Genomic DNA, 26986 nt, shown 5'->3' with positions numbered 1-26986 from the left:
ACACAAAAAACTGTGGGAGCTGGCTTGCCAGCGATGACGGTGCTCCAGTCAACATTTATACCGACTGACCCACCGCCATCGCTGGCAAGCCAGCTCCCACAGGGTTCCGCGGTGTTTTCAAGATTGCGAGATCAAACTCTGCCGACAATCCAGCACCAGTTTCGCCCCACCCAGGTCACTGCTGTTCACTTCAAGCGTAAAACCATGCAGACTGACAATCGCCGCGACAATCGACAACCCCAGGCCAAAGCCGCTGTGCGGCTGTCCGCCCTCGGCCCGATAGAAACGCTGAAACACCGCTTCACGTTCGGATTCCGGAATGCCCGGCCCGGAGTCGTGCACTTCAATCCGCGTATGCCCGGCGTCATTCACCCCGCGCAAGATCACCGTGCCGCCGGGTGGGGTGAATTTGATCGAGTTGCTCAGCAGATTCGCCAGCGCTTCAAACAGCAAGGCCCGGTCGCCATTGAGCGGCGGCAATGTCTCCGGCATGTTCAACTCGAAACGCAGCTCGCCTTCCTCGGCCAGCGGCAGGTAAAACTCGTGCAATTCCTGTAGCAACAACACCGGATCAAGCTCGACAAACCCCGAGCGACGCTGGCGATCCTCCAGCTCGGAAATCCGCAACAAGCCGCGAAACCGCGCCATCAGCGTATCCGCCTCGGCCAGCACCAGATCCAGTTGCGCCGCCTCCTGCGAGCCTTCGCCCGCCTGCTGCTGCATGCGATACAGCTGCGCACGCAGACGGGTCAGCGGTGTGCGCAAGTCATGGGCGATGTTGTCGCACACGCCTTTGACTTCATTCATCAAACGCTCGATGCGCTCGAGCATGGCGTTGACGATGGCGGCGAGCATGTCCAGTTCATCGCGGCGATTGGACAGCGGCAATCGGTGAGTCAGGTCGCCGGCGACAATCGACTGCGCACTGGCCTGAATCGCGCGGATGCGCCGCAACGGCCGGCGCCGCAGCAAATGCCAACCGGCAATGCCTGGCAGAATCGTCAGCGACACCCCCCAGAACAGCGCATGCAAAATGATTCGCGTCACCGCGAACAAGGAACCGTTGTCACGCAGCAACACCAGCCAGCGCCCATCGCGGGTCTGCGTGGCGACGGCGTCGCAGCTGTCATTGGGCAAGGTCGGGTCATCGGAGTTGGCGCAGTCGGCGAGCATGTGAATCTTGCCGTCCAGCGGCAGGCCGTCGGGGATCTGCTGGAGTGCGCCGCCGAGGTAAACGCCCTTGGCATCGAACAGGCCATAGGCGTCGATGCCGCGAATGTCGAAGGTCATGCTCGCGGCGAGGGCTTCTTCCAGTTGCTCGCCACGAAAGTGTGAAAACAGATGCTGACGTTGCATCAGCGAATGTTTGGCGAGGTTATCGAGGTAGCCGGAGACCTCGTAATACATGACCCCCATGAGGATCGCGCTCCAGGCCACAAACAACGAACTGTACAGCGCCAGCAAACGGCTGCTGGAGGAACGCCAACCGTCAGACGGGTTCGGCAATGACATAACCCGAGCCCCGTACCGTGCGAATCAGCGGCACGTTGCCTGCTGCGTCGATTTTCTTGCGCAGACGCCCGATGTGTACGTCTATCAGATTGGTGCCAGGGTCGAAGTGATAGCCCCAGACCTCTTCGAAAATCATCATCCGCGAGAGGATCTGGCCGCTGTTGCGCATGAGGAATTCCAGCAGTTTGTACTCGGTCGGCAGCAGCGTCAGCACCTGTTCGGCGCGGCGTGCTTCATGGCTGATCAAGTCCAGCTGCAGATCCGCCACCTGCAACGTGGTGGCCTGGGTGGCGCCGCTGTTCTGCCGGCGCAGCAACACTTCGACCCGTGCGGCCATCTCGTCGGTGGCAAACGGTTTGGTCAGGTAGTCATCGCCGCCTGCGCGCAAGCCGCGTACGCGCTCGTCGACATCGGAAAGGGCGCTGATCATCAGGATCGGCGTAGCCACGCCCATGGTGCGCAGCGTGGTGACGATGGCCAGACCGTCCAGCTCCGGCAGCATGCGGTCGAGGGTGATCAGGTCGTAATTGCCGCTCACGGCACGGTCGAGGCCTTCGCGGCCATTGTCGACCCAATCCACGTCGAGGCCGTGGCTGCTCAGTTCGGCGACGATTTCGCGGGCGGTCACGGCGTCGTCTTCGATGGTCAAAATACGCGTCATAGGGCTGGCCTTGATCGGTTCAAACGGAATGGCAGCATTTTGCCAAGAAATTTCCGTGACGCTTTAAATTAACTTTCATGTTGTAGCTGGCATTCACGTGACCTGGAAATAAATTTGTCGAAACATTGATATCATCTGGCCATAACTTCAAGCAGGAGTGGTTCCGTGCGTATCTTGATTCGCCGTGGCTGGATGCCGATCACCGCTTTATTACTGGCTCTGCTGAGCGCTTCGACCTTTGCCGCCAATACGCCCTGTTCCGGCAAAAAGGGCGGTATTGCTCGCTGCGACGGCGATCTGTTCCTGTGCAATGACGGGTCCATCAGCGGGTCGAAGAAAAGCTGCGCAGTCATGTTCGGCAACGAGCGTCAGGTTCGCCCGCAAAACCTTCTTCAAAGCAACGATGGCTGTGCCTGTGGCACGGGCTCGTTTTGCACCGGCCCACGGGGTGGCGTCTATTGCCTGACACCCAGCGGTAACAAGAGCTACAGACGTAAGTGATCGGCTTTGTGCCAATGCATAAAACCCGCTGCAAACCGCCTCTTGTTGCAATTTGCAATGTCCTAAGAAGTTCATCTTTTCTAATTGATTGAAAAATAACGATTTATTTAATGATGGCGACTGGCACGGTCACTGCAATTCATCTTGCGACGAGTTGTAACACCATTTTTCATGCCTGGAGCACTACAACAATGAATAGATCCTCTGATGGGTTTTATCCTGCCTACGAAGGAGAGTCGAGCAACGTCTCAGGCGTGTCCTGGGGCGCGATCTTCGCCGGTGCGGCGGCCGCCGCTGCCTTGTCGATGATTCTGGTGCTGCTTGGCTTCGGTCTGGGTTTCTCTGCCGTTTCGCCATGGGCCGGGGAGGGCATCAGCGCCAAGGGCCTGGGCATTTCGACGATTGTCTGGCTGGCGGCGACGCAGATCATCGCTTCCGGGCTGGGTGGCTACATTGCCGGTCGCCTGCGAGTGAAGTGGGCGAACATGCACGGTGATGAAGTGTATTTCCGTGATACCGCCCATGGCTTCCTTGCCTGGTGCGTGGCCACACTGGTCACCGCGATTCTGGTGGTCGGTTCGGTCAGCAGCGTCATCAGCGGTGGCGTTCAGGCTGGTGCCAGTGTTGCCGGCGGTGCAGCCAGTGCTGTGACACAAGCAGCCGGTACTGCAGCGGCCAACACCGACAGCAACCAGTACGGTTACTACATCGACAACCTGTTCCGCGATGATCGTCCGGCGTCCGTCAGCGATGACGCGGCCCATGGCGCAGTGGCGCGGATCTTCGCTCAGAGCTTGGCCAACGGTCAGCTCAGCGCTGAAGACCGCACCTACCTCGCTCAACTCGTCGCGCAACGGACCAACCTGAGCCAAGCCGATGCCGAACGTCGTGTCGATGAGGTTTACGCCCGCACTCAGAAAGCCATTGCCGACGCCAAGCTGAAAGCCCAGCAAGCGGCCGATACCGCTGCGAAAGTCGCTGCCTGGACCTCGCTGTGGATGTTCGTTGCGCTGCTGGCCGGTGCGTTCTTCGCCAGCCTCGCCGCTACTTTCGGCGGTCGTCGTCGCGATGCGGTCGAGTACGTCGAAGTCGAAACCTATACCGCTACCACCACACTGCCCCCAGTCCGTTAAATAGGGAGAATCACCATGCGCTCATTACTGCTGTTTTTCCTCGGCGTACCGATCCCGATCATCATCCTGATCGCCCTGTTCGTGCACTGATTGCTCTATTGGGGCCTCTTGCCTCGGCCGCTTCCACCTTCGGGTGGAAGCGGCTTTTTCATGTATGGCTCGGCGGGTCATCAATTTGGCTTCAACGGGTAGTCGAACTAGTATTTCTGACAGGTGTTGTTGCGTGAGGGTACTGCTGCAATCGAGGCATGAATGAACACGACGTTTATTCAGATTCTGCTTCGAGGAACTGGACATGAATACGCGGTTGAGACCTGAAAGCGCAGGAACGCTTGATCCTGCTTTTGCTGATGCGGGGGTTTTAACGTTTCCATTGAACGGATTGCCTGATCTTGAGGCGGTAGCCGTTTTGGCACTGCCGGACAAAAAGACTCTGGTTGGGTTTTACCCGTTTGAATTGTATGGCCCGGCCACCGTTGCCCGATTCCACGAGGACGGAACGCTGGACACTCAATTCGGCGAGGGAAAGGGGTTTATAGAAATCGCTCTGGAAAACGCAATCATGGCGCATGTTATCGGGCTCAGCCTCCTGGAGGATGGCGCATGGCTGTTGCGGGGCACCTATGAGCGAGAAGACGTTGGTGTAGAGGGTATTGCGCTTGTACGCTGTCTTTCTGACGGGCAGCAAGATCAGTCTTTCGCTGAAAAAGGTGTTCGTTACCTACGTTTCGATCAAATGGATAAGCCTGATTCAGGTACATCCACTCATCTGAAATCACGCTCGCAGCGTTGGAAGAAAGCCTTTTCTTCACAGGCGAATGCGGCATCAAGCGTTTCCATGGCCCAGCAGTCCGACGGCAAAATTGTCGTGGTCTTCTATCTCTATAACTATGAGACCGAGAAGTGGCGTGGCATTGTTCTGCGACTCAACGCCGACGGGTCCAGCGACAAGACATTCAATGACCACGGATTTGCCCTGATCGAGTTCGGCAACAGTTCCAATTTTGCCTTGGGTGTCGCCATTCAGTCAGACGGGAAGATTCTCGTCTGTGGCCGATATAACGACGACCAACCGGGACTTCAAGGTGGATATCTGACGCGTTTCGATGCGGTCGGGCGTATCGATAGCACATTCAATGGCGGTGAGGTTTTCAAACTGAAAACCCGCTGGGAGGAACTCAACGCTGTATCGGTCAGGGAAAGCGATGGCCTGATCGTCGCCGCCGGTGCCGCATCCCCCGTGGGCGTCGTGCAAGGGGCGCTGGTAGTGCTCAATGCCAATGGCCACTTCAATCTGGTCTTTAACGGCGGGAAACCGTTGTATTCGCCATTGCTGGAGTCGGGTACTCATTGGAAAAACTGCGTGGCGCACACAGATGGATCAATTGTCGTCGGGGGACATGGTAGCGGTGGACTTATCAACGGTGGTGACAGCTGCGTAGTTGCTCGCTATCGGGCTGACGGATCTCTTGATCCAGCATTTAATGGAACAGGGTTTGCCGTTTTCGCCGATAAAGAAAAGACGAGCTATTACAAGAGCATGAGCGTGATGGAGGATGGACGAATCATTGCGTGTGGTTTTCACGAACTCGATCCTTGGGTGGGACCTTTGATTGGGGGCTGGGTCATACGCTATCTGGTTTGACGCAGTACGATGCCGGGTGTGTGCTCTGGCCGCTTTCGCTCTGGTGGAAGCGGCTTTTTGATTTCTGCCGGAGCAGCGGCGAGAATCGCCAGCGAAAGTGGATGGGCCGCTTTCGCTGGCAGTTAAGGATGAGCACGTTGGACAAGAAGGACATCAAGCGGCGACTGGTAGAAATGCTCGACGCTGGCCGCTCAAAGAGCGAAACCTTCAAGGCGCTGTCGGGGGGCAAGGTCAAGGATCGCGTGCTGGCGGCCTGGATCGGTAGTCGTCTGGATCCGGCCCTGAGAAAACGCCATTCGCTCAAAGTCACTGTTCTGGTGGTGCTGACGGCTATTCTCGGGCTGCTCGGGATGCTCGCCGGGCTGGTGCAAATCAACGAGGGCGGCGTCGCAATGGCGGTGGCCATCGTGCTGATTGCCGGTGCCATTCCGCTGTTTTTTGCATGGGGCTTCTACAAAGGGATCGCGTTGGTTTACACGATCTACATAACTTTCACGATGAGTCAGGTTCCGCGCCTGTTTGTCGGCTACAGCGAAGAACCCGTGTCGACGGTGGTCGGCGTGGCCTTCACGCTGGCCATGATGTTCTACGCCGCGTGGGTCAAATCGCTGCTGTTCCCGGACCTCGCCCTTATCGGGCCAAAAAAGATCAAGGGCCAGTTTGTCTTTTCCAACTGATCGTTGAACAATCCGACCGTTTCACTGGCCTGGATCAATATTTCCGTTGGCAATCTCGCCTAACGTAAATGATCCAAGCCTTAGCCGGGACATGAACTACATTGTCCTCGCGCGCATCTTGTAGCGCTGACGGAGTACCCCGCGAGCCCGCCCGATCGAAGAATTAAACGGGCCGCAAGGTGTAGTGCAGCAAGGAGCTGACGCGACACTCCCCTGAACCTTTTCACGGATGAACACCGCAATGCACTGCCTAGAAAGAACCTTCGATATCCAGCCGTTGGCGCAGGCGGATATGACTGTCCATATCAACGGTCAACCGGTCACCGCCGCCATTGGCGAAACCGTCCTCAGCGTGATTCAGTCCCTCGGCGTGCGCCAGATCGCCCGCAACGATCATGACCAGATCAGCGGCGCCTACTGCGGCATGGGCGTGTGCCAGTGCTGCCTGGTGAAAATCAATGGCCGGCACAAACGCCGCGCCTGCCAGACCGTGGTGCGCGACGGCATGCACATCGAAACCCAGGTCAACCGCATCGCCGGGCAGGAGGTCGTATGAGCCTGCAACCGGTAATCGTCGGCGGTGGCCCGGCGGGCATGGCGGCGGCCATCGAACTGGCCCGCCACGGCGTGCGCTGCACGTTGTTGGAAGAGGCTTCGCGCCTCGGCGGTGTGGTCTATCGCGGCCCGCTGCGTGACGGCGTGCAACTGGATTATCTCGGGCCGCGTTATTCCGAAGCGCTGGGCAAACTGCACGGCGAATTCCAGGAGCAATCCGGCCTGATCGACGTGCACCTCAATCATCGCGTGGTCGGCGCCGAAGGCACCCGTGCCCTGGTGGTGCTGGACGGCGACGAGCAACTGCACGAGTACGAATATTCGCAACTGCTGTTGTCCGCCGGTTGCCACGAACGCAGCGTGCCGTTTCCCGGCTGGACGCTGCCCGGGGTAATTCTGCTCGGCGGTCTGCAACTGCAAATCAAGAGTGGCGTGGTCAAGCCGCAAGGGCCGGTGATCATCGCCGGCACCGGGCCGTTGCTGCCGCTGGTGGCGACGCAACTGCATGCATCCGGCGTCAAGGTCGCGGGCGTGTATGAGGCCTGCGCGTTCGGCAAGATTGCCCGCGAAAGCCTGGCGCTGCTGAACAAGCCGCAATTGTTCCTCGACGGCTTGAGCATGCTCGCCTACCTGAAACTGCACGGCATCCCGATGAACTACGGCTGGGGCGTGGTCGAGGCGCATGGCGAGGGTGAGCTGAAAAGCGTCAGCGTCGCACCGTATTCCGACACCTGGGAGCCGGACATGACCCGCGTCGAGCGTTTTGAAGCGCAGACATTGGCCGTCGGTTACGGCTTCATCCCGCGCACCCAGCTCAGTCAGCAAATGGGCCTCGATCACGGCTTCAGCGACGACGGCTATCTGCGCGCCAACGCGAACATCTGGCAGCAAAGCAACGAACCTCACGTGCATCTGGCCGGTGATATGGGCGGGATTCGCGGCGGTGAAGCAGCGATGTTGGCCGGCAAGATCGCCGCGACCTCGATCCTGCTGCAACGCGGTGTGCTGGAAGAAGACCTGGCCCGCGTTCGCCGCGACCGCTATCTGGGCAAACTGAAAGCCATCGTGCGTTTCCGCGCAGCCGTGGACCGCTACACCGAACGCGGCGTCGGCCAGACCGCATTGCCGGCCGCCGACACGGTAATCTGCCGCTGCGAACACGCGACCCGCGCCGACATCGACCGGGCGCTGGAGCAGGGCGTGCAAGACATCGCCAGCCTGAAAATGCGCACCCGCGTAAGCATGGGCGATTGTCAGGGGCGGATGTGCGTCGGCTATTGCAGCGACCGTCTGCGCCAGGCCACCGGACGCAAGGACGTCGGTTGGCTGCGCCCGCGTTTCCCGATTGATCCGATCCCTTTTTCCGCGTTCCAGTCCATCGGCACGGAGGCCGCTTCCCATGAGTAAGTTCTACGACGTGGTCATCGCCGGCGGCGGCGTGATCGGGGCGTCATGCGCCTATCAATTGTCCAAACGCAAAAACCTCAAAGTCGCGCTGATCGACGCCAAGCGCCCGGGCAATGCGACGCGCGCATCGGCCGGCGGTTTGTGGGCGATCGGCGAGTCGGTCGGCCTTGGCTGCGGGGTGATTTTCTTCCGCATGATGTCCGCCAACCGCAAGCGCGAAACCCAGGGCGCGGCGGTGGCCGTGGACGCCAGCACACCGCACATCCTGCCGGAGTCATTCTTCGATTTCGCCTTGCAGTCCAACGCGCTGTACCCAGAGCTGCACCGTGAGTTGCAAGACAACCACGGCATGGATTTCAAGTTCGAAAAGACCGGGCTGAAATTCGTGATTTATGACGACGAGGATCGGCTCTACGCCGAGCATATCGTCGGCTGCATCCCGCACCTCGCCGATCAGGTGCGCTGGCTCGATCAGGCCGCGTTGCGCGAATCCGAACCGAGCGTCAGCCATGAAGCCCGTGGGGCGCTGGAGTTTCTCTGCGACCACCAGGTCAGCCCGTTCCGACTCGCCGATGCCTACATGGAAGGTGCGCGGCAGAACGGCGTGGATATCTTCGTCAACACCAACGTCACCGGCGTGTTGCATCACGGCACACGGGTGACCGGCGTACAGACGGCCGAGGAGGGCGTGTTCCACTGCAAGACACTGATCAACGCCAGCGGTGCCTGGGCCGCAGACTTGAGCGAGTGGGCGACCGGCATCCGCATTCCGGTGAAACCGGTCAAAGGCCAGATCCTGCTGACCGAGCGCATGCCGAAAATCCTCAACGGCTGCCTGACCACCAGCGACTGCTACGTGGCGCAAAAGGACAACGGCGAGATCCTGATCGGCAGCACCACCGAAGACAAAGGCTTCGACGTCACCACCACCTACCCGGAAATCGCCGGGCTGGTGCAGGGCGCGGTGCGCTGCTTGCCGGAGCTCAAAGACGTCAACCTCAAACGCACCTGGGCCGGCCTGCGCCCGGGCTCGCCGGATGAATTGCCGATTCTGGGGCCGATGCGTGGAGTGGAGGGGTATCTCAATGCCTGCGGGCACTTCCGTACCGGCATTCTGACCTCGGCGATTACCGGTGTGCTGCTGGACAAACTGGTCAATGACGAACCGTTGCCGCTGGACATCACGCCATTCCTCGCAGACCGCTTCGAGAAGGCCCCGGTCAAGCTAGCACCCGAGCTGGAACCAGCCTGACCACAATCCCCCTGCAACCCCCTGTAGCAGCTGCCGAAAGCTGCGATCTTTTGATCTTGATCTTCAAAATCAAAAGATCGCAGCCTCCGGTAGTTCCTACACAGTCATCGTGGTGAGCGGATCTAGCAAACCGCCGCACCGACCTGACAATCTGCACAGCAGCCCAAAAAACCACGACTTCGATCCTTCAGAAACACCGCGTGCCTGTGGTGAGGGAGCTTGCTCCCGCTGGGCTGTGAAGCGGACCTTAAACATGCGACCTCGATCTTTCAGAATTACCGCGTACCTGTGGTGAGGGGATTTATCCCCGATGGGCTGCGCAGCAGCCCCAAAATCTGAGAATTCAATCTTTCAGAAAAACCGCGCACTTGTGGCGAGGGAGCTTGCTCCCGCTGGACTGCGCAGCAGGCCCAAAACCTGAGAATTCAAACCTACAGGAATACCGCGTACTCAGGATTTACGACTGCTGCGCAGTCGAGCGGGACGGTGCGACGATTCGACAAGCTCCCTCGCCACAGGTGTTCTGTGCTGGGGCTTAGTCCGGAATCTGCAAATTATCCAACACCCGATTCACCGCCAACTCCCCGAGCATGATCAGCTGCGCAATCCCCAACAACGTCCGGCGTTGCGACACTGGCAAGAGGTGGGCGAAGTCACTGGCGATGGTTCTTGCTGAAGCAAGGGTCTCGAAGGCATCGGCCAGCATCTCCTCGTTTTTGAAGTCGGCGGTGACGGCATACATCCTGCGGGTTCTACGGGGCGGTGGCGTGGACCCAGGCGGGCAGAGGTAGTGATCGAGCGCGCGGTCGGCGGCGTCGTTGAGTTTTTTCGAATCGAGGGATTCGTAGGGGGAGGTGAGATCGGTTTCGGGTGGGTTGGGTGTTGGTTTGATCATGGTGAAACTCCTTGATTGTCGGAGCCGCCACATTTCGCTGCGAAACGAAGAGAGGTGGCAGCTGTACGCAGGTTCGCAGACCGGGAATCAAGGAACCCGGCATACCCGAAGGTATCCCGCGCACAGCCGCCATGAAGCACCGTTGCAATAAATCTTGAGAGCAACGATAGGGAGCGCTGTGCGCCTTGATTGATCCGGGCTGCGAAACCCGATCGCTGATTCGTCAGCGACCGCACCACAATAGAACCCGCCCCCAAGGCGCACAAGCCGGTGGATTCTGGCGTAGCTGTAGGCAATTACGCAAGGTCGTGTAGCCTGATTACGTGTCCTGGCGTGTCATTTAAACGCGAGTGTTTAAAAGTAAGAAGATCGCAGCCCTGTTTCAATCGATATATTTTGGGAACACACGCAGGGGGGCCTTGGCATGCTCGCTCGGCCTCCTGTTGGGCTGTGCTTGCTTATGCCGTTTCGATCTGGCCTTGAGGTGGCCTGACATGTTTTGTTCGCGCTACATGAATCACTTACTGGTATTAGTCCCGACACGCAAAAAAAAACTCGGGCGGTGCGTGTGGTCGATCTCCGGTTTGATGAGCTCGGTTTGATAAAACATCTCGACAAAACCTATGTCGGGCCAATCAGCCGGGGCTTCACATTCCTGGGAAAGCGTTACCCCGTCCAATAGCCTCTTATGTTGGTTTCTCAGCTTCGAAAGAACGTCAACTCTAGGGGTAAGCCTCATCCGCTTCCCCTGACGAGAAAGTGGACGAGGTGGGTAACGTTTTTCCTTAATAACTTATGTCGGGAGAGACGGTGGCTGAGTGCTCTACGGGAACATCGGTCCAACCAACGCTATGGCTTTCATTCCTTGGCCTGACAAGAAGTCATCTCGTTGGGTGAACAAGGGGTAGGCGGCGGAAAGACTGTATACAGTGTTGCTAAATGGTGCCTCATCACTCCATGTAAAGTACTTATCAGCAATGTTGTTGTTTTCTGGTGTGAATTTGGCAGTAAGGATTTCGAGGATGCGGCGGACTTCGGATTGTTTGACGGGCCGGCCGCCGACTTCCATTGTCCATGGTTTGTATTGTGCGCGAGTCACACGGCGCTCCCTGCTGAAAATGAATCTGATGACGCGGCTGGTCGTTACACGAATCTCCCTTGATTGGTGGGCTGCATCGGTTACAGTGATTGTCGCTGTCCCGTTTCCTTCGCTTCTAATGATGCCATTCGAGTCAACAGAGGCGATTAGCGGGGCGGAAGATTTATATGTGTAAGGAAGGGCCCCGCCTTGCGCCTTGCGGTCCGCTGTTGTGTTGGCCGGGTCGACGCCGGTGCGCGGCCAATTCAGTCCAGCGTCTGTGATCGAAATGTTAAACCCGTTGAGGGTGAGCGGTGAGGTATCCACGATAAGTGGGGTGGTTACGGTCAGCGTTCTGGCGACGGAAATCTCCCCGGGAGCATACAGCGCCTTGGCGGTAAAGCTGTGCGCTGCCAGGTTCAGGCCTGGCACTTCAAGTTCCCACCTGCCATTACTGGCGCCCACCTCCGCTATGCCTTTGGGTGTCGTGCCATCAAAGATCTGGACTTTCAGACGCGGTGTGCCGCCGCCGGTCAACTTGACGGTGGTATCGACCGTGGTGCCTTTATCGGGGATCTCCACGTCCTTGGAGTCTTTCACCGAAGTGATGGTTGGCTTGATGGCATTGGAAAGGGTGAAGATTCTGCCAAGCGATACCTGCCCCGTACCGTACAGCGCCTTGGCAGTGAGCGTGCGAGTACCAATACCGGTCAGCGTGATATCGCAGGTCCAGATGCCAGCGGTATTGGCCGTGTATTTACCTTTTGAAGCCCTATTGTCGAAGACTTCGACTTCCTGAAGCGATGCTGCGGTGCCGGTCAGTTTGATCTTCGGATCGACTGTGCCACCTTCATGCGGAATGTCTTCACCCTTGGAGTCTTTCACCGTGCTGATTACCGGTTTCACATCCTGCACGGCTTTGACGTTGTAGACGCGCGACGGGAAGGTCACGGCCTTGGATTCATCGGTGCTGCCATCAAAGGTCACCTTAAACTCGATGTTCAACGTCGTGTTATTTTTAAGACCGCGCAAATCGGCCACGGGAGTCGCTGGGTAAGGTCCTTGGATCACGCCACTACCGACCAACGGGGCCCCTTCATAGGTGGTCTTTTTGTATGCCGAATTATCTGCATTGGTGCCGACATAGCGCAGCCAGATCTTTTGATTCGCGGCGATCAGCGGCCATGGCGCAACTCGGGTGAGTGCGCCGTTGGCTAAGGCGATGGCATCGAGTTCGTCGTTGGGCGCCCCATCGATGGTCGGTTTGGTGAGTTCTGCATGTCCAGCCGGGATGACCTGCACGTTTAAGGCAAATTCGGCGGATTTGGTCGGCGTACCGTTGCGAGTGACGGTGTAGAACACCTTCACCGCCTTGCCCAGGTTGAAGGCCACCACCGTATTGGGAATCGCAATTTCTTTCTGGCCAACGGTGCTCACGGGTACCGCCGCCGAGGTGTGCGAGCCCCCGGCCGGAGTGCCGTTGGCGCCAGTCCAGGTCACGCTGAGCTGGTCGGTGCTGGCCATGCCGGCGTACTGCGGCACCACCACGGTCAAGCGATTCTTGGCGGCGATCGGGTTCAGTGTGCTGCTGCCCGGGGCTTCCTTGATGGAAGGTTTGATCGGCGTTGCCAAGGGGACCTTGACTGTGTAGGAGCGCAGCTGAAAACTCACGGCCTTGGTTTCATCGGTATTGCGATCAAACCCGACCCTGAATTCCACCCGCAGTGACGAGCCATCCTTCAAACCGCGCAGGTTGGGGGTAATTGGTCCTGGGCCATTGGGCAGCCCCCCCTGGGCCAATGGAGTCGCCACATAAGGCGCCGAGGTGTAAACCGTATCATCGGCGTTGGTCCCGAAATACCGTAACCACAAGGTTTGTCCCACGGCAATCAGCGGCCAACGGGCGATACGAGTACTACCACCAGCCGGCAAGGCCGTGACATCCAGGACATCTCCGGCGGCCCCATCGATGGTCGGTTTGGTGAGTTCTGCATGTCCAGCCGGGATGACCTGCACGTTTAAGGCAAATTCGACGGATTTGGTCGGCGTACCGTTGCGAGTGACGGTGTAGAACACCTTCACCGCCTTGCCCAGGTTGAAGGCCACCACCGTATTGGGAATCGCAATTTCTTTCTGGCCTACGGTGCCCACGGATACCGCCGCCGAGGTGTGCGAACCACCGGCCGGCGTATTGGCAGCGCCAGTCCAGGTCACGCTGAGCTGGTCGGTGCTGGCCATGCCGGTGTAGTGCGGCACCAACACGGTCAAGCGATTCTTGGCGGCGATCGGGTTCAGTGTGCTGCTGCTGCCCGGGGCTTCCTTAATGGAAGGTTTGATCGGCTGGGCCAAGGCGACCTTGACGGTATATTTCCGCACAGGAAAACTCACCGCCTCATTCACGTCCTGGCTGCCCCCCAATCCGGCTTTGAAATACAGGGTCAGGTCTGAGCCGTCTTTCAGGTTTTGCAGGTCGGCCAGCGGGATCTGGTGCAGGTAATAGCCTTGGTCGACCCACCCCTGGTTGGTCTGTGAGCCCGGTGGCTGCAAGAACGTCTTGTCGTATTTGCTTTCGTCTTTGTTGGTGCCTTCCACGCGCAACCAGACGTATTGCTTGAGCGCAATCAGCGGCCAACTGTTGATGCGTATCGTCGCGTTAGCGGTCAAGGCTCTGACGTCCAGCTCCGGCCCCTCGCCGTTGTTCGCCGCTTGCGTGATCAAGGGCTTGCCCAATGCCGGGTCTTCTTGCGGAATCGCCAGCACCGTCAGCGCCAACTCTTTCGAAGGCACAGGCGCTCCCGCGCGCGTCACGGTGTAGCTCACCGTCACCGCTTTGCCCAGGTTGAAGGCCACGACTGCGTTTTTCAGCGGGATCGATTGTGGTCCCAGCGTGGTCACGGTTTTTTTCGCGGAGGTGTCCGAGCCGTTCGGTGGCGTACCGGTCCAGGTGACGATGATGTCATCACCGATGGCCATACCGGTGTAGTCGACGATGGCAGTCAGGCTGTCCTTGGCCGCCAACGGGTTGAGGCTGGTGCTGCCATTGGCCTCTTTGATCTTCGGCGCGTCCAGATCCAGCGCCGCGCCAATACGCAACGTCAATTCATGCGAATTCCCCAGCATCACCCCCGCCCGCTGAATGCTGTAATCGGCGACCACCGTGCCGTTGAGGTTGGCCGTCACGTATTGCTTGTTTACGGTGATGCGCACAGGTTTGCCGGCGGTGGCGGGTATCAGGTCGATATGGCCGCTGGTGCTGCCGCCGCTGGCCGAACCGCGCCAGCGCCAGGTCACGCGGTCCTTGTCGCGGGTGCCCAAATACGGCACCACCAGCGTCGCACCGGTGGGCGGCACCTTGTCCGGATCAAGCGCATCATTGTCTGCACCTTCGACTTCCGGTCGGTCAAAGGTTGGCAAGGGCACGCCGACCTGCATCGGGAATACCAGCGATTCGCGCACGCTCAGTAATGCGGTTTCGCTGTTGGTGACGATGTAAAAAACCTTGACGTTCAGGCCGTTGAAGCGCCGGATTTCGGCATTGCTCACGTTGCGTTGGACGGGCTGGTTTTCCGCGATGTCGCCAACCGGACGCGGGTCTTCGTAATAGACCGTGCTACCACCCGGTGCCTGGGCTTGCCAGATCAGATTGATCTGGTCGCTGCTGTTGCGACCGGGATACCAGGGAATGTTCACCGTCGCCCAGGTTGTCTCCGGCGGCAAGTTGCCACCCGGGGCCTCGTCCACGGTAGGGGCGCGCAGTTGGCTGATGTCACCAATCACCGTGGCGCTGGCATTTTTCGAAGGACGGTCGGCTGCACCGCTGCGCTGACGGATGTAGCCTACCGAGGCGCTGCCCTTGGCGATGGCCCTGACCGATGCATTGGGAATGGAAAACTTGAGCGGGAGGTCGACGAAGTTGACGGGCGATTCAAGTGGCCCGACGATGATTTGCGAGCCTTGCGCCGGGGTGCCTGTCCAGGTCAGGAAGACCTTGTCACCGACCTTGAAATCAGCCTCCGGGGTATTGACCAGAACCACCACATCGTCATCGCCGAGCTGGTCGAGATTGATGCTGTTGGTCGGCTGGCCTTTGACCAGCACCAAGGGCTCCTTCAGTCGATTGCCGCCCAGATCCACCAGCACTTTGCGAATGGCCGACCACGGCGCGCGCTCGTCCGGGTAGTTGCCGCAGCGATCGACGACCTGATAAGCCACCGCCACTTCCGGGCCATCACCCGCCGTCTCGATCACGGCGCGACTGAACACCACGTCGATCGGATGGCGGGCCGGGTCCAGGGCCTGTTCCGGCGTGACAACGTGAGTGACCTGCTGACTGCCCCAGCGGGCGAGGATGCGATCGTAGCGGGTGAGGTTGCGGTAGGGCACGATGCGCATCGTCACGCCTTTGGCCGGCAGGGTTTCATCGACCTCGTCATGGTCGAGGGAAAACTTCAGATCGGAGTGGCCGTCATCGCCGGGAATGTCATCGTATTCGCCGGGACGCGTGAGCTTGACCAGCAGGATCAGTTCGGGTTTGGAATCTTCCGACGTCTGGTTCTTGTAGGTGATCCGGTAAAACACCGGCTTGGCCTCGCCGTCGAGCACGTGGGCTTTGGGAATGGTGAACGACAGGTCTTTGTTGAGTTCGATATCGAGATCGAGGGTCTTGCTCCAGATCGCCGAATTGGCATTGCCCCAGAACACCTCGGCCTTGTCGCCAATGTTCATGTTGAACCAGGCGGGAATGATGCCTTGCAGATCGTCTTCCACCGCCCGGATGGGAATGCCACCGCTGTAATGCTCGGCGGGATTCAAGGCGACCAGCGCGGGAAAGTACAGCGGTTTGAGGGCTAGCGGGTGTTGGGACGTGGTCATGGCGGCGGGCTCCGGTCGATGGTGGGGGCGACGGAGTGATTGAACGTGGGATTGGCGGAATGCGCACCTGTCAGATCTGACAGGTGCGGAGGGTTTTTCGACGAACGGTCATTACCAAAAAGCGAAGGTTAAAAGATCGCAGCCTTCATCAGCTCTTACATGGAGCTGGCCCGGGAAGGGCTCAGATTTTGCGCGATTCTTCTTCCAGTTGATCCGATTCAAACAACCGTGCCAGCTCCGCCCGGGCTTCCTGGGCGGTTTGCAGGACTTTGGTGGCGTCGTCGTACACCGCGTGTTGCGCCTCCAGCACTTGTTCGTCGTGGTGCTTGAAGCGCTTGATCCGCGCATCGGCCTGCGCCTGGGTCAAGCCGAGACCGACCAGCGTGCGTCGGCTCATTTCCAGGCTCGAATAATAGGTTTCCCGAATCGCCTCCGCGCCGACATCGACCAAGCGGTGGACGTGTTGACGGTTGCGCGCCCGGGCGATGATTTTCATGCGCGGGTAGAGCTTGCGTACCACCTCGGCGGTCTTGATGTTGGTCTCCGGGTCATCCGTGGCAATCACGAAATATTCCGCTTCGCCAACCTTGGCCGCATTGAGGATTTCCGGGCGCATCGGGTCGCCATAGAACACCGGCACCCCGCCGAAGCTGCGCGACAGTTCGATGGTTTCCACCGAGGTGTCCAGCGCGACGAACCTGATGTTCTGCGCGCGCAGAATCCGCGCGACGATCTGGCCCATCCGGCCCATGCCGGCGATCACCACACGCGGGGTTTCGGTGTCGATCTCGCGGAATTTCTCGGGCACTTCCACGGGCTGTACCTTGGGGCTGACCAGCCGTGCGCAAATCAACAGCAACAACGGCGTCAGCGCCATCGACAGGGTGATGGTCAGCACCAGCAAGTCGTACAGGCGCGGTTCGAACAGACCCTGATCGCGACCGATCTTGAACACCACAAAAGCAAACTCACCGCCCGCCGCGAGGACGATGCCGAGGCGAATTGCGCTGATTCTGTTCAAGCCGCCGGCCAGGCGTCCCACCACAAACAACAGCGGCAGTTTCAGGCCGATCAACAGCAGCGTCAGCCCCAACACGGTGATCGGTGCACTGAGCAGCAGACTCAGATTGGCACCCATGCCGACACTGATGAAAAACAACCCCAGCAGCAGGCCCTTGAACGGCTCGATCTGCGCTTCCAGTTCATGGCGGTATTCCGAGTCCGCCAGCAGCAGGCCGGCAAGAAACGCCCCCAGCGCCATCGACACACCGACCAGATCCATCAACCACGCCGTGCCGATCACCACCAGCAACGCCGTGGCCGTGGACACTTCCGGCAGGCCGGTTTTCGCCACCACGCGGAACACCGGGCGCAACAGATAACGCCCGCCGACCACCACCACGGCGATCCCGCCGAGTACCTGCAAACCGTGATTCAGACTCTCGGCATTGCTGGTGGTGTGATCACCGCCGGCAAGCATCGGTACCAATGCAATTAGCGGAATCGCGGCGATGTCCTGAAACAGCAGAATGGCGAACGCCAGGCGCCCGTGGGGGCTGGTCAGTTCCTTGCGCTCGGCAAGGCTTTGCAGGCCAAACGCGGTGGACGACAGCGCCAGACCCAGCCCCAATACGATCGCACTGTTCAGCGGCTGGCCGAACACCGACAACGCCAGCACGCCAATTACCGAAGCCGTCAACAACACCTGAGCCAGACCGACGCCGAACACCGATTTGCGCATCACCCACAAGCGTCGCGGCGACAGCTCCAGACCGATGATAAACAGCAGCAACACCACGCCCAGTTCGGAAATATGCGCGACGCTTTGCGGATTGCCGATCAGGCCCAGCACCGACGGGCCGATGATCACCCCGGCAAACAGATAACCCAGCACCGCGCCCAATTGCAGACGTTTGGCCAAGGGCACGGTGAGCACCGCGGCGAACAGAAACACGACAGCGGCTTGCAACAGATTGCCTTCATGGGGCATGGATTGACTCCTGACAGCGGTACGGCGGGGGCGACAAGGATAAGGGCTGAATCGATTCAAGATCCACTGAAGATCCCGCCGCAGAACGGGTTGCACTGATCACGCGGCGCACGTCCGGTGGTATCGTGCGGGCCCCGACGCAAGGTGCAGCCGAAGCGTCAGGTTCATCTCGATACTTCGTGACGTTACAAGGAGCTTCTCCGGAATGGATTTTAGAACCCTGCTGTGTGCCGGGCTTGTATGTATGACCGCAATTGACGCCAACGCCGAATCCTCGACACTGCCCGGGCATTACTACCTGTCCGGCGTCATGGAAATGGGCGCCGAGTTGCTGTTGCAGGCAGACGGCACGTTCAAGGCTGGCGTCGAATATGGTTCCGCCAGCGGCATGGCCAACGGCAAGTGGTACGTCGAGGATGACGTCGTGACGCTGGAAAGCCAGGCCAGTACGCAACCCGCCGAGGCGCTGGCTTTTGAAGAGCCCGGGGAAATCAGCCTGGCGCAGCTGGAAGAGAATGCCACGCACTATCCGGATGAGCGCGCTGGTGTATGGCGCGATCACTATCTTTTAGAGATGCGCCATGCCCGTTTGCGTGAGGCGCCAAAGGTCCAACCGGGTTTTGTCTATTTTCAGTTCGACCATGGCGTCAGCGGTCCTTTGCCGTTGGAAGCCGGCGTCCCGGCCAGACTCTGGCTGCCTACGATCCACAGAAAACCATTCGCAAAATCGGCTTCAGTGCCCTGAAAGACACCGCGCCCAAACAATGGCTGGAGGTCTCGCCCGACACGCGTCTGTTCAGCTTCAACTGGAAAAAACCCAAGCTTCAATCCATCGTGGTCGACACGCCGCAGGAAGATAGATTGGCCGATGCGCAACGATTTTTACCCGAGGATGAGCAAGGCCGTATCCAGAATCACTACCTGATCGAGCTATTCCATTACGATCCGATCCCCGCGCCGCCGATCAAACCGGTCGACGTGTATTGGCAGTTTGCCGATGGATCGACTCGGCAGCAGAGCTGGACCGACTCGAGTCAGGCGCGGTTGACGCTGCCTTATACCGGCGCCAGTCCCTTGCAGAAACTTGGCCTGCGCACGCATGGATCGGCTGAGGAAATTCAGTGGTTCGACGTCGCCCCTGACACGCGTTTACTGAAGGTGCAGTGGCAGGCCGAGCACGGTCCCGGAGAGCTGGCGGCGATGTTCGAGGATCTGCAATTGCAGGTCGAGCCCAACTGTCTGGCGGTGAGTGGCTGGAGTGACAGAGCCTGTTTCCGCCGTCGCTGATGGCCTGACGCGGCATGACCCAAACCCGCCCTAGTGGCGGGTTTTTACTGCGCGGCGAGGCTGTAACAAATTGCATCAATTGGTTACATTTATAACCTCTGCGAATCAATCTCCGAGTCCGCCCATGGCCATCAACTTCGACCTCAACGACCTGCAAGCCTTTCGCGCGGTGGTCGAGCAGGGCAGTTTCCGCAAGGCCGCCGACACGGTGCGCCTGTCGCAACCGGCGCTGAGCCGACGCATCGAAAAGCTCGAAGACGCCCTCGGCGTGAAACTGTTCGAGCGCACCACGCGCAAAGTCAGCCTGACCCAGGCCGGACGCGCTTTCATGCCCAGCGTCGAACGACTGCTCGATGACCTCGACGTGGCGTTGCTCGGCATCAGCGAAGTCGCCTCGACCCGTCTGGGCCACGTCACCGTCGCTTGCGTGCCGTCCGCCGCGTACTACTTCATGCCTCGCGTCGTTGCGCGTTATCACCAGCAATTTCCACGAATCAAAGTCAAAGTGCTCGACTCCAGCGCCCACGACGTCTTGAGTGCGGTGGTCAATGGTGAGGCCGATTTCGGCTTGAGTTTCATGGGCACTCAGGAAGCCAAAGTCGAATTCGAACCGCTGGTGCAGGAAAGCTACGTGGTCGCCTGTCGCCGTGATCATCCGCTGGCCGGGCGTAGCAGCGTGACGTGGGACGAGTTTTATCAGCAGGATTACATCTCGCTGGACAAGACCTCCGGCAACCGTTTTCTGCTCGATCAGGCATTGAGCAGTGTGGTGCCGCAGCGTCCGAGTATCTGCGAAACCCGCCACGTCACAACGATGATCGGTCTGGTGGAGGCGGGGTTGGGCGTGGCAGCGGTGCCACTGATGGCAATGCCGGGGCCGGATCATCCGATCCTGACGCGGGTGCCGTTGACCGACCCGCAGGTGATGCGCAGTGTCGGCATCATCAAGCGCCGGGATCGTACGTTGACCCCGGCGGCATTGGAACTGGAGCGGCTGGTGGTGGCCATGAAAGTCCAGCCGCCGACTCTTAGCGCTTGACCGAATCCAGCCCGGTGGCTTGCACGTCCGTCTGGGCGGCAGGCGCCGCGAGGTAAGCGAGCAGCGCCTTGGCTTCTTGTGGATGTTGCGCACCCACCGGAATCCCGGCCGCGAACCGCGTCACCGACTGCACTGACTCTGGAATCTTCGCGACAAAACTCACCCCCGGCACCGGCAACAACTCGCTGACTTGCTGAAAGCCCAACTGATAGTCGCCCGTGGCGACCACCGAGCCGACCGGGATTTTCGGAATCATTTTGGCCTTCGGTTTCAGCTGATCTTCGATCCCCAGTTTCTTGAACAACTGCTGCTCGATGTACACGCCGCTGGCGCTGTCGGAGTAGGCCACCGACTGCGCGCCGAGCAGGGTTTGCTTGAGCGCTTCGACGTTGCTGATGTCCGGTTTCGGTGCGCCTTCACGCACCACCAGACCGATCCGCGAATCTGCCAGTTCAACCCGCGAGGCCGGGTCGACCTTGCCCTGTTTGATCAAGTCATCGAGAGCGTAGCCGACCATGATCACCACGTCGGCGTGTTCACCGCGCGCGAGACGATTGGGGATCGCTTCGGGGGCTTTGCCCATCGACGGGCCGAGGCTGGTAGTCAGTGTGTTGCCGGTGCTGGCGGCGAATTTGGGTCCGAGAATCTTGTAGGCGGCAGTGAAGCCCCCGGAGGTCATCACGCTCAATTCTTCGGCCTGGGCCGCAAGGTTGAACGCCAGACCGGCGAGCAGGGCGGTGACAGTAAACAGTTTTTTCATGGCGAGTTTTCCTCAGGCCGCGACAGGTTGCAGACGACCACCGGCACGGCGGTACAGATAAAGAGTGGCGCACAAGGCACACAGCGCGCCGACACTCATCCAGTAACCCGGCGCAGCTTTGTCGCCGGTGTACTGGGTCAGGAAGGTCGACATTGCCGGCGTGAAACCACCAAAAATCGCCGTGGCCAGGCTGTAGGCGAGGGAGAAACCGGCGACCCGGACCTCCACCGGCATGATTTCGGTGAGCGCTGGAATCATCGCGCCGTTATACAAGCCGTAGATAAATGACAGCCACAACAGCGACAGCAACATGTGGCTGAAGCTCGGCGCCTGCACCAGGTACGACAGCGCCGGATAGGTCGTGGCCAACGCCAGCAGCGACATGGCGATCAGTACCGGACGACGCCCGATACGGTCGGACAGCATGCCGCCAATCGGCAGCCAGAAGAAGTTCGACACACCGACCAACAGCGTCACCAGCAACGCGTCAGAAGTGCTCAGGTGCAGCACGGTTTTGCCGAAGGTCGGCGCGTACACGGTGATCAGGTAGAACGCGGTCGTGGTCAGGGCGACCATCAACATCCCGCCGAGCACCACCACCCAGTTCTGGCCAAGGGTGCGGAACACTTCCTTCATGCTCGGGCGATGTTTACGTGCGGCGAACTCTTCGGTTTCCGCCAGATTGCGCCGCAGGAAAAAGATGAACGGCACGATCATGCAACCGACGAAAAACGGAATCCGCCAGCCCCAGTCGGCAATCACATCCGGCGCCATCCACGCGTTCAGGGCGTAGCCCAACGCGGCGGCGACGATAATCGCCACTTGCTGACTGGCCGACTGCCAGGCGGTGAAGAAACCTTTGCGGCCCGGCGTGGCGATCTCCGAGAGATACACCGACACCCCACCCAATTCCGCGCCGGCGGAGAAGCCTTGCAGCAAGCGCCCGATCAGCACCAGCGCCGGGGCCAACAGACCGATGGATTCGTAACCGGGCACCAGCACAATCAATATCGTGCCGCTGGCCATGATCGACAGGGTGACGATCAGCCCTTTGCGCCGGCCGACGTCGTCGATGTAGGCACCGAGCACAATGGCCCCGAGTGGACGCATCAAAAAGCCTGCGCCGAACACGGCAAAGGTCATCATCAGGGAGGCGAATTCACTGCTCGCCGGAAAGAACACCGCCGCGATTTGCGTGGCGTAAAAGCCGAACAGAAAGAAGTCGAACTGTTCGAGGAAGTTGCCCGAGGTCACCCGGAAAATGGCGCCGGCCCGCGAGCCGCCGTGTGGGATTGAGGCTGTCATAGAAAAGTACTCCACCGCTTTTATGACGTGCGCTACGGGAGGGCGGCGCACGGTTTTTATTGAGGCGGATGGTGGCGCAGATGTAACAATCTGTTAATTGCATTGTTGGTATGGATTGATGTGCAAAGTGGATCAATCCGGGTCGGACACCCCTTGGACCCTGTGGGAGCGAGCCTGCTCGCGAAAGCGGTGAGTCTGGCAATGAAGATGTCGACTGAGCTGGCCCTATCGCTGGCAAGCCAGCTCCCACAGGTTTCTTTGGTGTACACAACCTTTGTAAACGACCTGATCCACTGTGGGAGCTGGCTTGCCAGCGATAGCGGCCTTATAGGCAACTACAATCCCCCAGCCAGCCTGCTCCCACAATTTGCGCAGTGTCCTCACTGCTCTTGCAAACACCAAAAAACCTGTGGGAGCTGGCTTGCCAGCGATGGCGGCCTCACCGGCAACTACAATCCCTGGCCAGCCCAAGCAAAAAACAAGGAATGATTCCCGTACCTGGCAGTCCGAGTTCAGGTATCACACACCACAGGAGGTTCACCGATGAACAGCAAAACCCTAATCGCCAGCCTGGCCCTCGTCGCCGGCATTGCCGGGATCAGCCCCCTTGTTCAAGCGGCGCAAACCTCAAGCGAACCCGCCGTTCAATCTCCGGTCAGCGACCGTGAATTGAAGGTCAATGACCGTGCTCCGGACGTTTATCAGCGCAGCGACAAAGCGTTGAAAAACTGGAAGCAGAAAGGCTTGAAAGCACCGATCGAACAGGCGCAGTGGGTGCAGATCAACGACAAGTACGTAATGGTGATGATCACCAACGGGACGATCGTCGAGATGCAACCGGTCGAGCGTTAAGCCCGCGTTTCAAAAGCCTTGCGTCTGCACGCGCGCAGGGCTTTCCCCGCCCAACCGATACTGATTATTACCACTGCGCTTGGCCTCATACATCGCCAGGTCGGCGATGTGCAGCAGGCGGTCCATGGCTGTCGCATGATCCGGAAATACCGCCACCCCAAGGCTGCTACCCATGTGCCGCTGGTCGTTGCCGATGCTGATCGGGGGCGACAGTTCGATGAAGATTTTCTGGCAGATGCTGCGGGCTTCGTCCTGTAGGTCGAGGCCCGGTGCCAGGCCTTGCAGGATCACCACGAACTCATCACCGCCAATGCGCGCAACGGTGTCGGTGACGCGCAGGATACGTTTCAGCCGCGTGGCCGTGGTGATCAACACCCGGTCGCCGGCGGCATGGCCGTAGTGGTCGTTGATGGTTTTGAAGCCGTTGAGGTCGATAAATACCAAGGCTACGCGCGTGTCAGTCTGCCGCGCGTGATCCAGTGCTTCTGACAGTTTTTGTTCCAGCACCAGACGATTGGGCAGACCGGTCAGCGGATCGAAATGGGCGAGGTGTTGCAGGTAGCTGGCCGAGGCTTTTTCTTCGGTGATGTCGCGCACCACGCCCATCATCTTGATCACCGCGTCGTGGTCATTGCGCACCACGTTGCCGGTTTCCCGCAGCCAGCGAATCGTGCCGTCGGGCCAGACCACGCGGTATTCCTCATCGTGATTTTCACCGGTTTCCAGACAACGCAGTTCACCGGCGCGCACCCTGACACGATCGTCCGGGTGCACGCAGGAACAGAACAGCGCATAGGACGGTGTGATTTCGCCGATCCTGAAGCCGAACATGCCGTAAATCGCGTCTGACCAGTACAGCCGGTCGGAGTCAACTTCCCAATCCCAGGTGCCGATGCGCGCAAAATACTGGCTGCGCTTGAAACGCTCGACGTCGCCGTCCTGATGAATGTTCTGACCCTCTGCGGCCCTGGTCAGCAGTTCACGGTATTCGGCAAGCTGCTTGCGCAAACTGCGCTGACGCCAGCTCAGCAGAATAATGACAGCAAGCAAAGCCCCGCCGATGACGAGGCTGATCCAGAGCTGAATCATTGAGGAGCTGCCAGCATGGCGAGTCGATCCGAGAAGTAATGGCGGTTGGCTATCTTAATTGTTCCGCACTCGCTTCGGATACCACGTTGATCTGCGCTTACGGGTTGCCATCGACCGGCAATTCTGGGAAAACGGCGGCCAGCTGAACAATAGAGTGAATGTCATGAATGATGAACTGCAGGTAATTGATCTTCAGGTGGGCGAGGGCAAAGCCGCTGTCAAAGGCGCGCTGATCACCACCCACTACACCGGTTGGCTGGAAGACGGCAGCGAATTCGATTCTTCCCACAGTCGCGGCAAACCGTTTCAGTGCGTGATTGGCACGGGGCGGGTGATCAAGGGTTGGGATCAGGGCTTGATGGGCATGCAAGTCGGCGGCAAACGCAAACTGCTGGTGCCGGCGCACCTGGGGTATGGCGAGCGGACGATGGGCAAGATCCCGCCGAATTCGAATCTGGTGTTTGAGATTGAGTTGCTGGAAGTGCTGACGCGGGATGATTGAGGTGGGTGGCGATCGCTATGGGCGTGAGAGGGGCGATGCCCCTCATCATTTGTCTGGACAGTTGGTTGGCGGCGGGTCAGCTTTCTTTCAAGACCATTGCAACGGTTGGCCCAGCGGGAAGCAGATGTCTACCTCCAGTTTTGCTGCGGCTGACAGATTGACCAACGCATCCAAAGAGAACTTGTTGATTTTGCCATTGAGCACATCGTTGAGTCGCGGCTGGGTGATACCCAAGCGTTTGGCTGCTTCTTGCTGAGGAAGCTCCCAAGCTCGGATGGTCTCGCAAAGCGTGCGCATCAGCTTGGCCCGCAGACGCATATTGGCGGCGTCCCGCGGCGTGTCTTCGAGTGCATCCCAGACACTTGAGTAGCGCTGGGAAATATTTTGATGATCCATCATGGCCTACCTTATTTCCTGGTATCTGGCGAGTGCCAGTTCGATATCTCGCGTTTCAGTTTTGCGTGTGGTCTTGTGCATGACATGCAGCACATAGATCGCCTCAGGTCGGTTGACCACGTAGAACACTCGAAACGCCCCTGAATCCTCGGTGATTCTGATTTCATTGACGCCCCGTCCAACTGTTTTCATTGGACGCCAATCAAAGGGTTCGTCGCCCTGTTGCAAGAGATCCAACTGAAATCCCGCTGCTCTGCGGGCATCGAGTGGGAGCTCTTTCAGGTCTTTAAGCGCATTCCCGACAAACACCACATCCTTGTGTCTTTGCATCGACTTCTCCTTTGTTGATAGGAAAAGCGTAATCGTCCAGATGAAATTGTGAGGCGGTGTTGTGTTGCAAGGAATGGCGGAAAGGACTTTGAAAACAGGTTATATCAGAACAGATATAAAGCAAGCAGGGATTAAACATTCAGATATTTGTCAGCAGAAAGAAAGCTTCGCGAGCAGGCTCACTCCTACAGTGATTGCGGTGGCTCATGGGATTTGAGTGCACTGCAGATCCCGTGTGGGAGCGAGCCTGCTCGCGAAGAGCTGTCACTCGGTCAATCAGGCTGCGTGCGCCATCTCGGCCAAGGTGTCGGCCACCGTCCTTTGCAGTGAAGGGAATCGGCGGCTGACTCGGCGCAGCGCCGGCAGGACGGCGTCGATTTCCAGTTCATCGAGTTGGGCGAGGACGGTGACGGCGGAGGCGACGATGGTTTCTCGTTCGCTTTCGAACAGCACCAGGCAGGTGTTCTGTGCCCAGCGTCTGTCCCGTTCGTTGAAGCCCATGGCCACCAATGCCGCGACGACTTGTGCATCTGTTTTGTGAGTCATGGTCATTGCCTCAGGTCGGGGTCGAGTTTGTCGAGGGCGCGGTTGACTGCGAGTTCGCCGAGCATGACGACCTGTTGAATGCCGAGCACGGTGTTGCGGTAGGGCGAGTCGAGCAGGGCGGCGAAGTCGCTGAGCATGATGCTGGCCGAGGCCATCGATTCGCAGGCGTGGGCCATGAGGTCTTCGGTGCCGGTGTTCGGGTCAACGAGGAACATCGTGCTGGGTCTGCGCGGTGGCGAAGGAGGCGTGGGTTTCAGGTAGTGATCGAGGGCGCGTTCGGCGGCTTCGTGGAGTTTTCTGGAGCCCGGCGTGGAATAGGGGGACGTAGGATTTGGATCGATTTCTGCGCCTGTTTCGGGCGGATTCGGAGTAATTTTGAACATATGCTGGGAAACCTCAATGAGGCTGACACCGTTCTGCGACTAAACATTAGGTGGCAGCTATACGCAGGTTAGTCGACCGGCATCCCAAGCATTACCGGCGCGCTCGAAAGCGCCCTGCGCACAGCCGCCATTGAGTGCAGGCATGGAAATGCCAGACTGAATAACAGCTTGCGAACTTGAGAAAACACCGAGCGACTAAACCCGATCACTGACCCTTCAGTGACGCGAACCAAGTTACCGGCAGCCCCCAAGCCGCACAAGCCGGCGGATTCTGGCGTAGTTGTAGGCAAAGGCGCAAGGCGCTGTAGCCTCATGGCTG

At 59.0% G+C, this 26986-nt stretch carries 24 protein-coding genes; 12 read left to right on the top strand and 12 right to left on the bottom strand.

All coding sequences use genetic code 11. From position 1 onward, the window contains the following. Nucleotides 1-117 precede the first annotated feature (117 nt). The gene (locus ACIONG_RS10015; protein ID WP_401298728.1) at nucleotides 118-1512 is read right to left on the bottom strand and encodes a sensor histidine kinase; all 1395 of its coding nucleotides are present in this window, start codon (nucleotides 1510-1512) and stop codon (nucleotides 118-120) included. Beyond that, nucleotides 1490-2173 carry a response regulator transcription factor gene (locus tag ACIONG_RS10010; RefSeq protein WP_042559723.1) on the bottom strand — a complete coding sequence of 228 codons (684 nt, stop codon included), beginning with the start codon at nucleotides 2171-2173 and terminating at the stop codon, nucleotides 1490-1492. The genes ACIONG_RS10015 and ACIONG_RS10010 overlap by 23 nt, the downstream gene beginning before the upstream one ends. 165 nt (nucleotides 2174-2338) lie before the next feature. On the opposite strand from ACIONG_RS10010, the gene ACIONG_RS10005 reads away from it, so the two are divergent. The 7 genes from ACIONG_RS10005 (at nucleotide 2339) to hcnC (ending at nucleotide 9343) form a co-directional block, all read left to right on the top strand. After that, the gene (locus tag ACIONG_RS10005) at nucleotides 2339-2674 is read left to right on the top strand and encodes a hypothetical protein (protein WP_401298725.1); all 336 of its coding nucleotides are present in this window, start codon (nucleotides 2339-2341) and stop codon (nucleotides 2672-2674) included. Nucleotides 2675-2865: 191 nt separating this feature from the next. Further along, nucleotides 2866-3807: a hypothetical protein gene (locus ACIONG_RS10000; protein ID WP_315449069.1), complete on the top strand. Its 942-nt coding sequence runs from the start codon at nucleotides 2866-2868 to the stop codon at nucleotides 3805-3807. Between the two features lie 295 nt (nucleotides 3808-4102). Then, nucleotides 4103-5452: a hypothetical protein gene (locus ACIONG_RS09995; RefSeq protein WP_401298722.1), complete on the top strand. Its 1350-nt coding sequence runs from the start codon at nucleotides 4103-4105 to the stop codon at nucleotides 5450-5452. Then, a complete protein-coding gene (locus tag ACIONG_RS09990; RefSeq protein WP_401298720.1) occupies nucleotides 5449-6129 on the top strand; it encodes a hypothetical protein in 681 nt (226 codons plus the stop codon). The genes ACIONG_RS09995 and ACIONG_RS09990 overlap by 4 nt, the downstream gene beginning before the upstream one ends. A gap of 241 nt (nucleotides 6130-6370) precedes the next feature. Then, entirely contained in the window at nucleotides 6371-6685 is a 315-nt protein-coding gene (locus tag ACIONG_RS09985; protein WP_103307239.1) for a (2Fe-2S)-binding protein, read from the top strand. Next, nucleotides 6682-8091 carry a cyanide-forming glycine dehydrogenase subunit HcnB gene (gene hcnB, locus ACIONG_RS09980; RefSeq protein WP_401298716.1) on the top strand — a complete coding sequence of 470 codons (1410 nt, stop codon included), beginning with the start codon at nucleotides 6682-6684 and terminating at the stop codon, nucleotides 8089-8091. The genes ACIONG_RS09985 and hcnB overlap by 4 nt, the downstream gene beginning before the upstream one ends. Further along, nucleotides 8084-9343, top strand: a complete 1260-nt coding sequence (gene hcnC / locus ACIONG_RS09975; protein WP_401298713.1) for a cyanide-forming glycine dehydrogenase subunit HcnC — start codon at nucleotides 8084-8086, stop codon at nucleotides 9341-9343. The genes hcnB and hcnC overlap by 8 nt, the downstream gene beginning before the upstream one ends. 535 nt (nucleotides 9344-9878) lie before the next feature. Here hcnC and ACIONG_RS09970 read toward each other — a convergent pair. The 3 genes from ACIONG_RS09970 to ACIONG_RS09960 form a co-directional block, all read right to left on the bottom strand. Beyond that, a complete protein-coding gene (locus ACIONG_RS09970) occupies nucleotides 9879-10238 on the bottom strand; it encodes a DUF6124 family protein (protein WP_401298710.1) in 360 nt (119 codons plus the stop codon). Between the two features lie 823 nt (nucleotides 10239-11061). Then, nucleotides 11062-16188: a hypothetical protein gene (locus tag ACIONG_RS09965; protein ID WP_401298707.1), complete on the bottom strand. Its 5127-nt coding sequence runs from the start codon at nucleotides 16186-16188 to the stop codon at nucleotides 11062-11064. A 181-nt stretch (nucleotides 16189-16369) separates the two neighbouring features. Further along, complete coding sequence (locus ACIONG_RS09960) at nucleotides 16370-18178, bottom strand: monovalent cation:proton antiporter-2 (CPA2) family protein (protein ID WP_401298704.1); 1809 nt, start codon at nucleotides 18176-18178, stop codon at nucleotides 16370-16372. A gap of 244 nt (nucleotides 18179-18422) precedes the next feature. Here ACIONG_RS09960 and ACIONG_RS09955 point away from each other — a divergent pair, with 244 nt between their 5' ends. The 3 genes from ACIONG_RS09955 (at nucleotide 18423) to ACIONG_RS09945 (ending at nucleotide 20504) form a co-directional block, all read left to right on the top strand. After that, a complete protein-coding gene (locus tag ACIONG_RS09955; protein WP_401298701.1) occupies nucleotides 18423-18923 on the top strand; it encodes a hypothetical protein in 501 nt (166 codons plus the stop codon). A gap of 116 nt (nucleotides 18924-19039) precedes the next feature. Then, complete coding sequence (locus tag ACIONG_RS09950) at nucleotides 19040-19465, top strand: hypothetical protein (RefSeq protein ID WP_401298698.1); 426 nt, start codon at nucleotides 19040-19042, stop codon at nucleotides 19463-19465. A gap of 124 nt (nucleotides 19466-19589) precedes the next feature. Beyond that, a complete protein-coding gene (locus tag ACIONG_RS09945; protein ID WP_103305856.1) occupies nucleotides 19590-20504 on the top strand; it encodes a LysR family transcriptional regulator in 915 nt (304 codons plus the stop codon). Here the strand turns inward: ACIONG_RS09945 and ACIONG_RS09940 are convergent. Both ACIONG_RS09940 and ACIONG_RS09935 read right to left on the bottom strand, forming a co-directional pair. Further along, on the bottom strand, nucleotides 20494-21264 hold the full coding sequence (locus ACIONG_RS09940; RefSeq protein WP_212809356.1) for a substrate-binding domain-containing protein: 771 nt from the start codon (nucleotides 21262-21264) through the stop codon (nucleotides 20494-20496). The genes ACIONG_RS09945 and ACIONG_RS09940 overlap by 11 nt on opposite strands. 12 nt (nucleotides 21265-21276) lie before the next feature. Then, on the bottom strand, nucleotides 21277-22569 hold the full coding sequence (locus ACIONG_RS09935; protein ID WP_401298693.1) for an MFS transporter: 1293 nt from the start codon (nucleotides 22567-22569) through the stop codon (nucleotides 21277-21279). 543 nt (nucleotides 22570-23112) lie between these two features. Here ACIONG_RS09935 and ACIONG_RS09930 point away from each other — a divergent pair. Next, complete coding sequence (locus ACIONG_RS09930; RefSeq protein WP_103305859.1) at nucleotides 23113-23421, top strand: RcnB family protein; 309 nt, start codon at nucleotides 23113-23115, stop codon at nucleotides 23419-23421. A 9-nt stretch (nucleotides 23422-23430) separates the two neighbouring features. Here the strand turns inward: ACIONG_RS09930 and ACIONG_RS09925 are convergent, their stop codons facing one another. Next, nucleotides 23431-24510, bottom strand: coding sequence for a diguanylate cyclase domain-containing protein (locus ACIONG_RS09925; RefSeq protein WP_401298689.1), 1080 nt, complete (start codon nucleotides 24508-24510; stop codon nucleotides 23431-23433). A gap of 163 nt (nucleotides 24511-24673) precedes the next feature. Here ACIONG_RS09925 and ACIONG_RS09920 point away from each other — a divergent pair, with 163 nt between their 5' ends. Then, on the top strand, nucleotides 24674-25012 hold the full coding sequence (locus ACIONG_RS09920; protein ID WP_103305861.1) for an FKBP-type peptidyl-prolyl cis-trans isomerase: 339 nt from the start codon (nucleotides 24674-24676) through the stop codon (nucleotides 25010-25012). Nucleotides 25013-25099: 87 nt separating this feature from the next. Here ACIONG_RS09920 and ACIONG_RS09915 read toward each other — a convergent pair whose 3' ends face one another. The 4 genes from ACIONG_RS09915 to ACIONG_RS09900 all read right to left on the bottom strand — a co-directional run bounded on the left by ACIONG_RS09915 (nucleotide 25100) and on the right by ACIONG_RS09900 (nucleotide 26667). Next, nucleotides 25100-25411: a helix-turn-helix domain-containing protein gene (locus ACIONG_RS09915; protein ID WP_401298686.1), complete on the bottom strand. Its 312-nt coding sequence runs from the start codon at nucleotides 25409-25411 to the stop codon at nucleotides 25100-25102. A 3-nt stretch (nucleotides 25412-25414) separates the two neighbouring features. Next, entirely contained in the window at nucleotides 25415-25738 is a 324-nt protein-coding gene (locus ACIONG_RS09910) for a type II toxin-antitoxin system RelE/ParE family toxin (protein WP_401298684.1), read from the bottom strand. A 276-nt stretch (nucleotides 25739-26014) separates the two neighbouring features. Continuing rightward, nucleotides 26015-26284: a hypothetical protein gene (locus ACIONG_RS09905; RefSeq protein WP_103305863.1), complete on the bottom strand. Its 270-nt coding sequence runs from the start codon at nucleotides 26282-26284 to the stop codon at nucleotides 26015-26017. Nucleotides 26285-26286: 2 nt separating this feature from the next. Next, nucleotides 26287-26667, bottom strand: a complete 381-nt coding sequence (locus tag ACIONG_RS09900) for a DUF6124 family protein (RefSeq protein ID WP_103305864.1) — start codon at nucleotides 26665-26667, stop codon at nucleotides 26287-26289. Between the last annotated feature and the right edge of the window lie 319 nt (nucleotides 26668-26986).

The organism is Pseudomonas sp. NPDC087817 (assembly GCF_044742875.1).
Classification (GTDB): Bacteria; Pseudomonadota; Gammaproteobacteria; order Pseudomonadales; family Pseudomonadaceae; genus Aquipseudomonas.
The sequence above is the reverse complement of the archived record's forward strand: the minus strand, read 5'-3'. Positions and strand labels throughout refer to the sequence as shown.

Bases quoted from the DNA above. Each gene is read 5' to 3' on its own strand.
- ACIONG_RS10015 (WP_401298728.1), bottom strand. From the start codon at position 1,512: ATGTCATTGCCGAACCCGTCTGACGGTTGGCGTTCCTCCAGCAGCCGT.
- ACIONG_RS10010 (WP_042559723.1), bottom strand. From the start codon at position 2,173: ATGACGCGTATTTTGACCATCGAAGACGACGCCGTGACCGCCCGCGAA.
- ACIONG_RS10000 (WP_315449069.1), top strand. From the start codon at position 2,866: ATGAATAGATCCTCTGATGGGTTTTATCCTGCCTACGAAGGAGAGTCG.
- ACIONG_RS09995 (WP_401298722.1), top strand. From the start codon at position 4,103: ATGAATACGCGGTTGAGACCTGAAAGCGCAGGAACGCTTGATCCTGCT.
- ACIONG_RS09985 (WP_103307239.1), top strand. From the start codon at position 6,371: ATGCACTGCCTAGAAAGAACCTTCGATATCCAGCCGTTGGCGCAGGCG.
- hcnB (WP_401298716.1), top strand. From the start codon at position 6,682: ATGAGCCTGCAACCGGTAATCGTCGGCGGTGGCCCGGCGGGCATGGCG.
- hcnC (WP_401298713.1), top strand. From the start codon at position 8,084: ATGAGTAAGTTCTACGACGTGGTCATCGCCGGCGGCGGCGTGATCGGG.
- ACIONG_RS09970 (WP_401298710.1), bottom strand. From the start codon at position 10,238: ATGATCAAACCAACACCCAACCCACCCGAAACCGATCTCACCTCCCCC.
- ACIONG_RS09965 (WP_401298707.1), bottom strand. From the start codon at position 16,188: ATGACCACGTCCCAACACCCGCTAGCCCTCAAACCGCTGTACTTTCCC.
- ACIONG_RS09960 (WP_401298704.1), bottom strand. From the start codon at position 18,178: ATGCCCCATGAAGGCAATCTGTTGCAAGCCGCTGTCGTGTTTCTGTTC.
- ACIONG_RS09955 (WP_401298701.1), top strand. From the start codon at position 18,423: ATGACCGCAATTGACGCCAACGCCGAATCCTCGACACTGCCCGGGCAT.
- ACIONG_RS09945 (WP_103305856.1), top strand. From the start codon at position 19,590: ATGGCCATCAACTTCGACCTCAACGACCTGCAAGCCTTTCGCGCGGTG.
- ACIONG_RS09940 (WP_212809356.1), bottom strand. From the start codon at position 21,264: ATGAAAAAACTGTTTACTGTCACCGCCCTGCTCGCCGGTCTGGCGTTC.
- ACIONG_RS09935 (WP_401298693.1), bottom strand. From the start codon at position 22,569: ATGACAGCCTCAATCCCACACGGCGGCTCGCGGGCCGGCGCCATTTTC.
- ACIONG_RS09930 (WP_103305859.1), top strand. From the start codon at position 23,113: ATGAACAGCAAAACCCTAATCGCCAGCCTGGCCCTCGTCGCCGGCATT.
- ACIONG_RS09925 (WP_401298689.1), bottom strand. From the start codon at position 24,510: ATGATTCAGCTCTGGATCAGCCTCGTCATCGGCGGGGCTTTGCTTGCT.
- ACIONG_RS09920 (WP_103305861.1), top strand. From the start codon at position 24,674: ATGAATGATGAACTGCAGGTAATTGATCTTCAGGTGGGCGAGGGCAAA.
- ACIONG_RS09915 (WP_401298686.1), bottom strand. From the start codon at position 25,411: ATGATGGATCATCAAAATATTTCCCAGCGCTACTCAAGTGTCTGGGAT.
- ACIONG_RS09910 (WP_401298684.1), bottom strand. From the start codon at position 25,738: ATGCAAAGACACAAGGATGTGGTGTTTGTCGGGAATGCGCTTAAAGAC.
- ACIONG_RS09905 (WP_103305863.1), bottom strand. From the start codon at position 26,284: ATGACTCACAAAACAGATGCACAAGTCGTCGCGGCATTGGTGGCCATG.
- ACIONG_RS09900 (WP_103305864.1), bottom strand. From the start codon at position 26,667: ATGTTCAAAATTACTCCGAATCCGCCCGAAACAGGCGCAGAAATCGAT.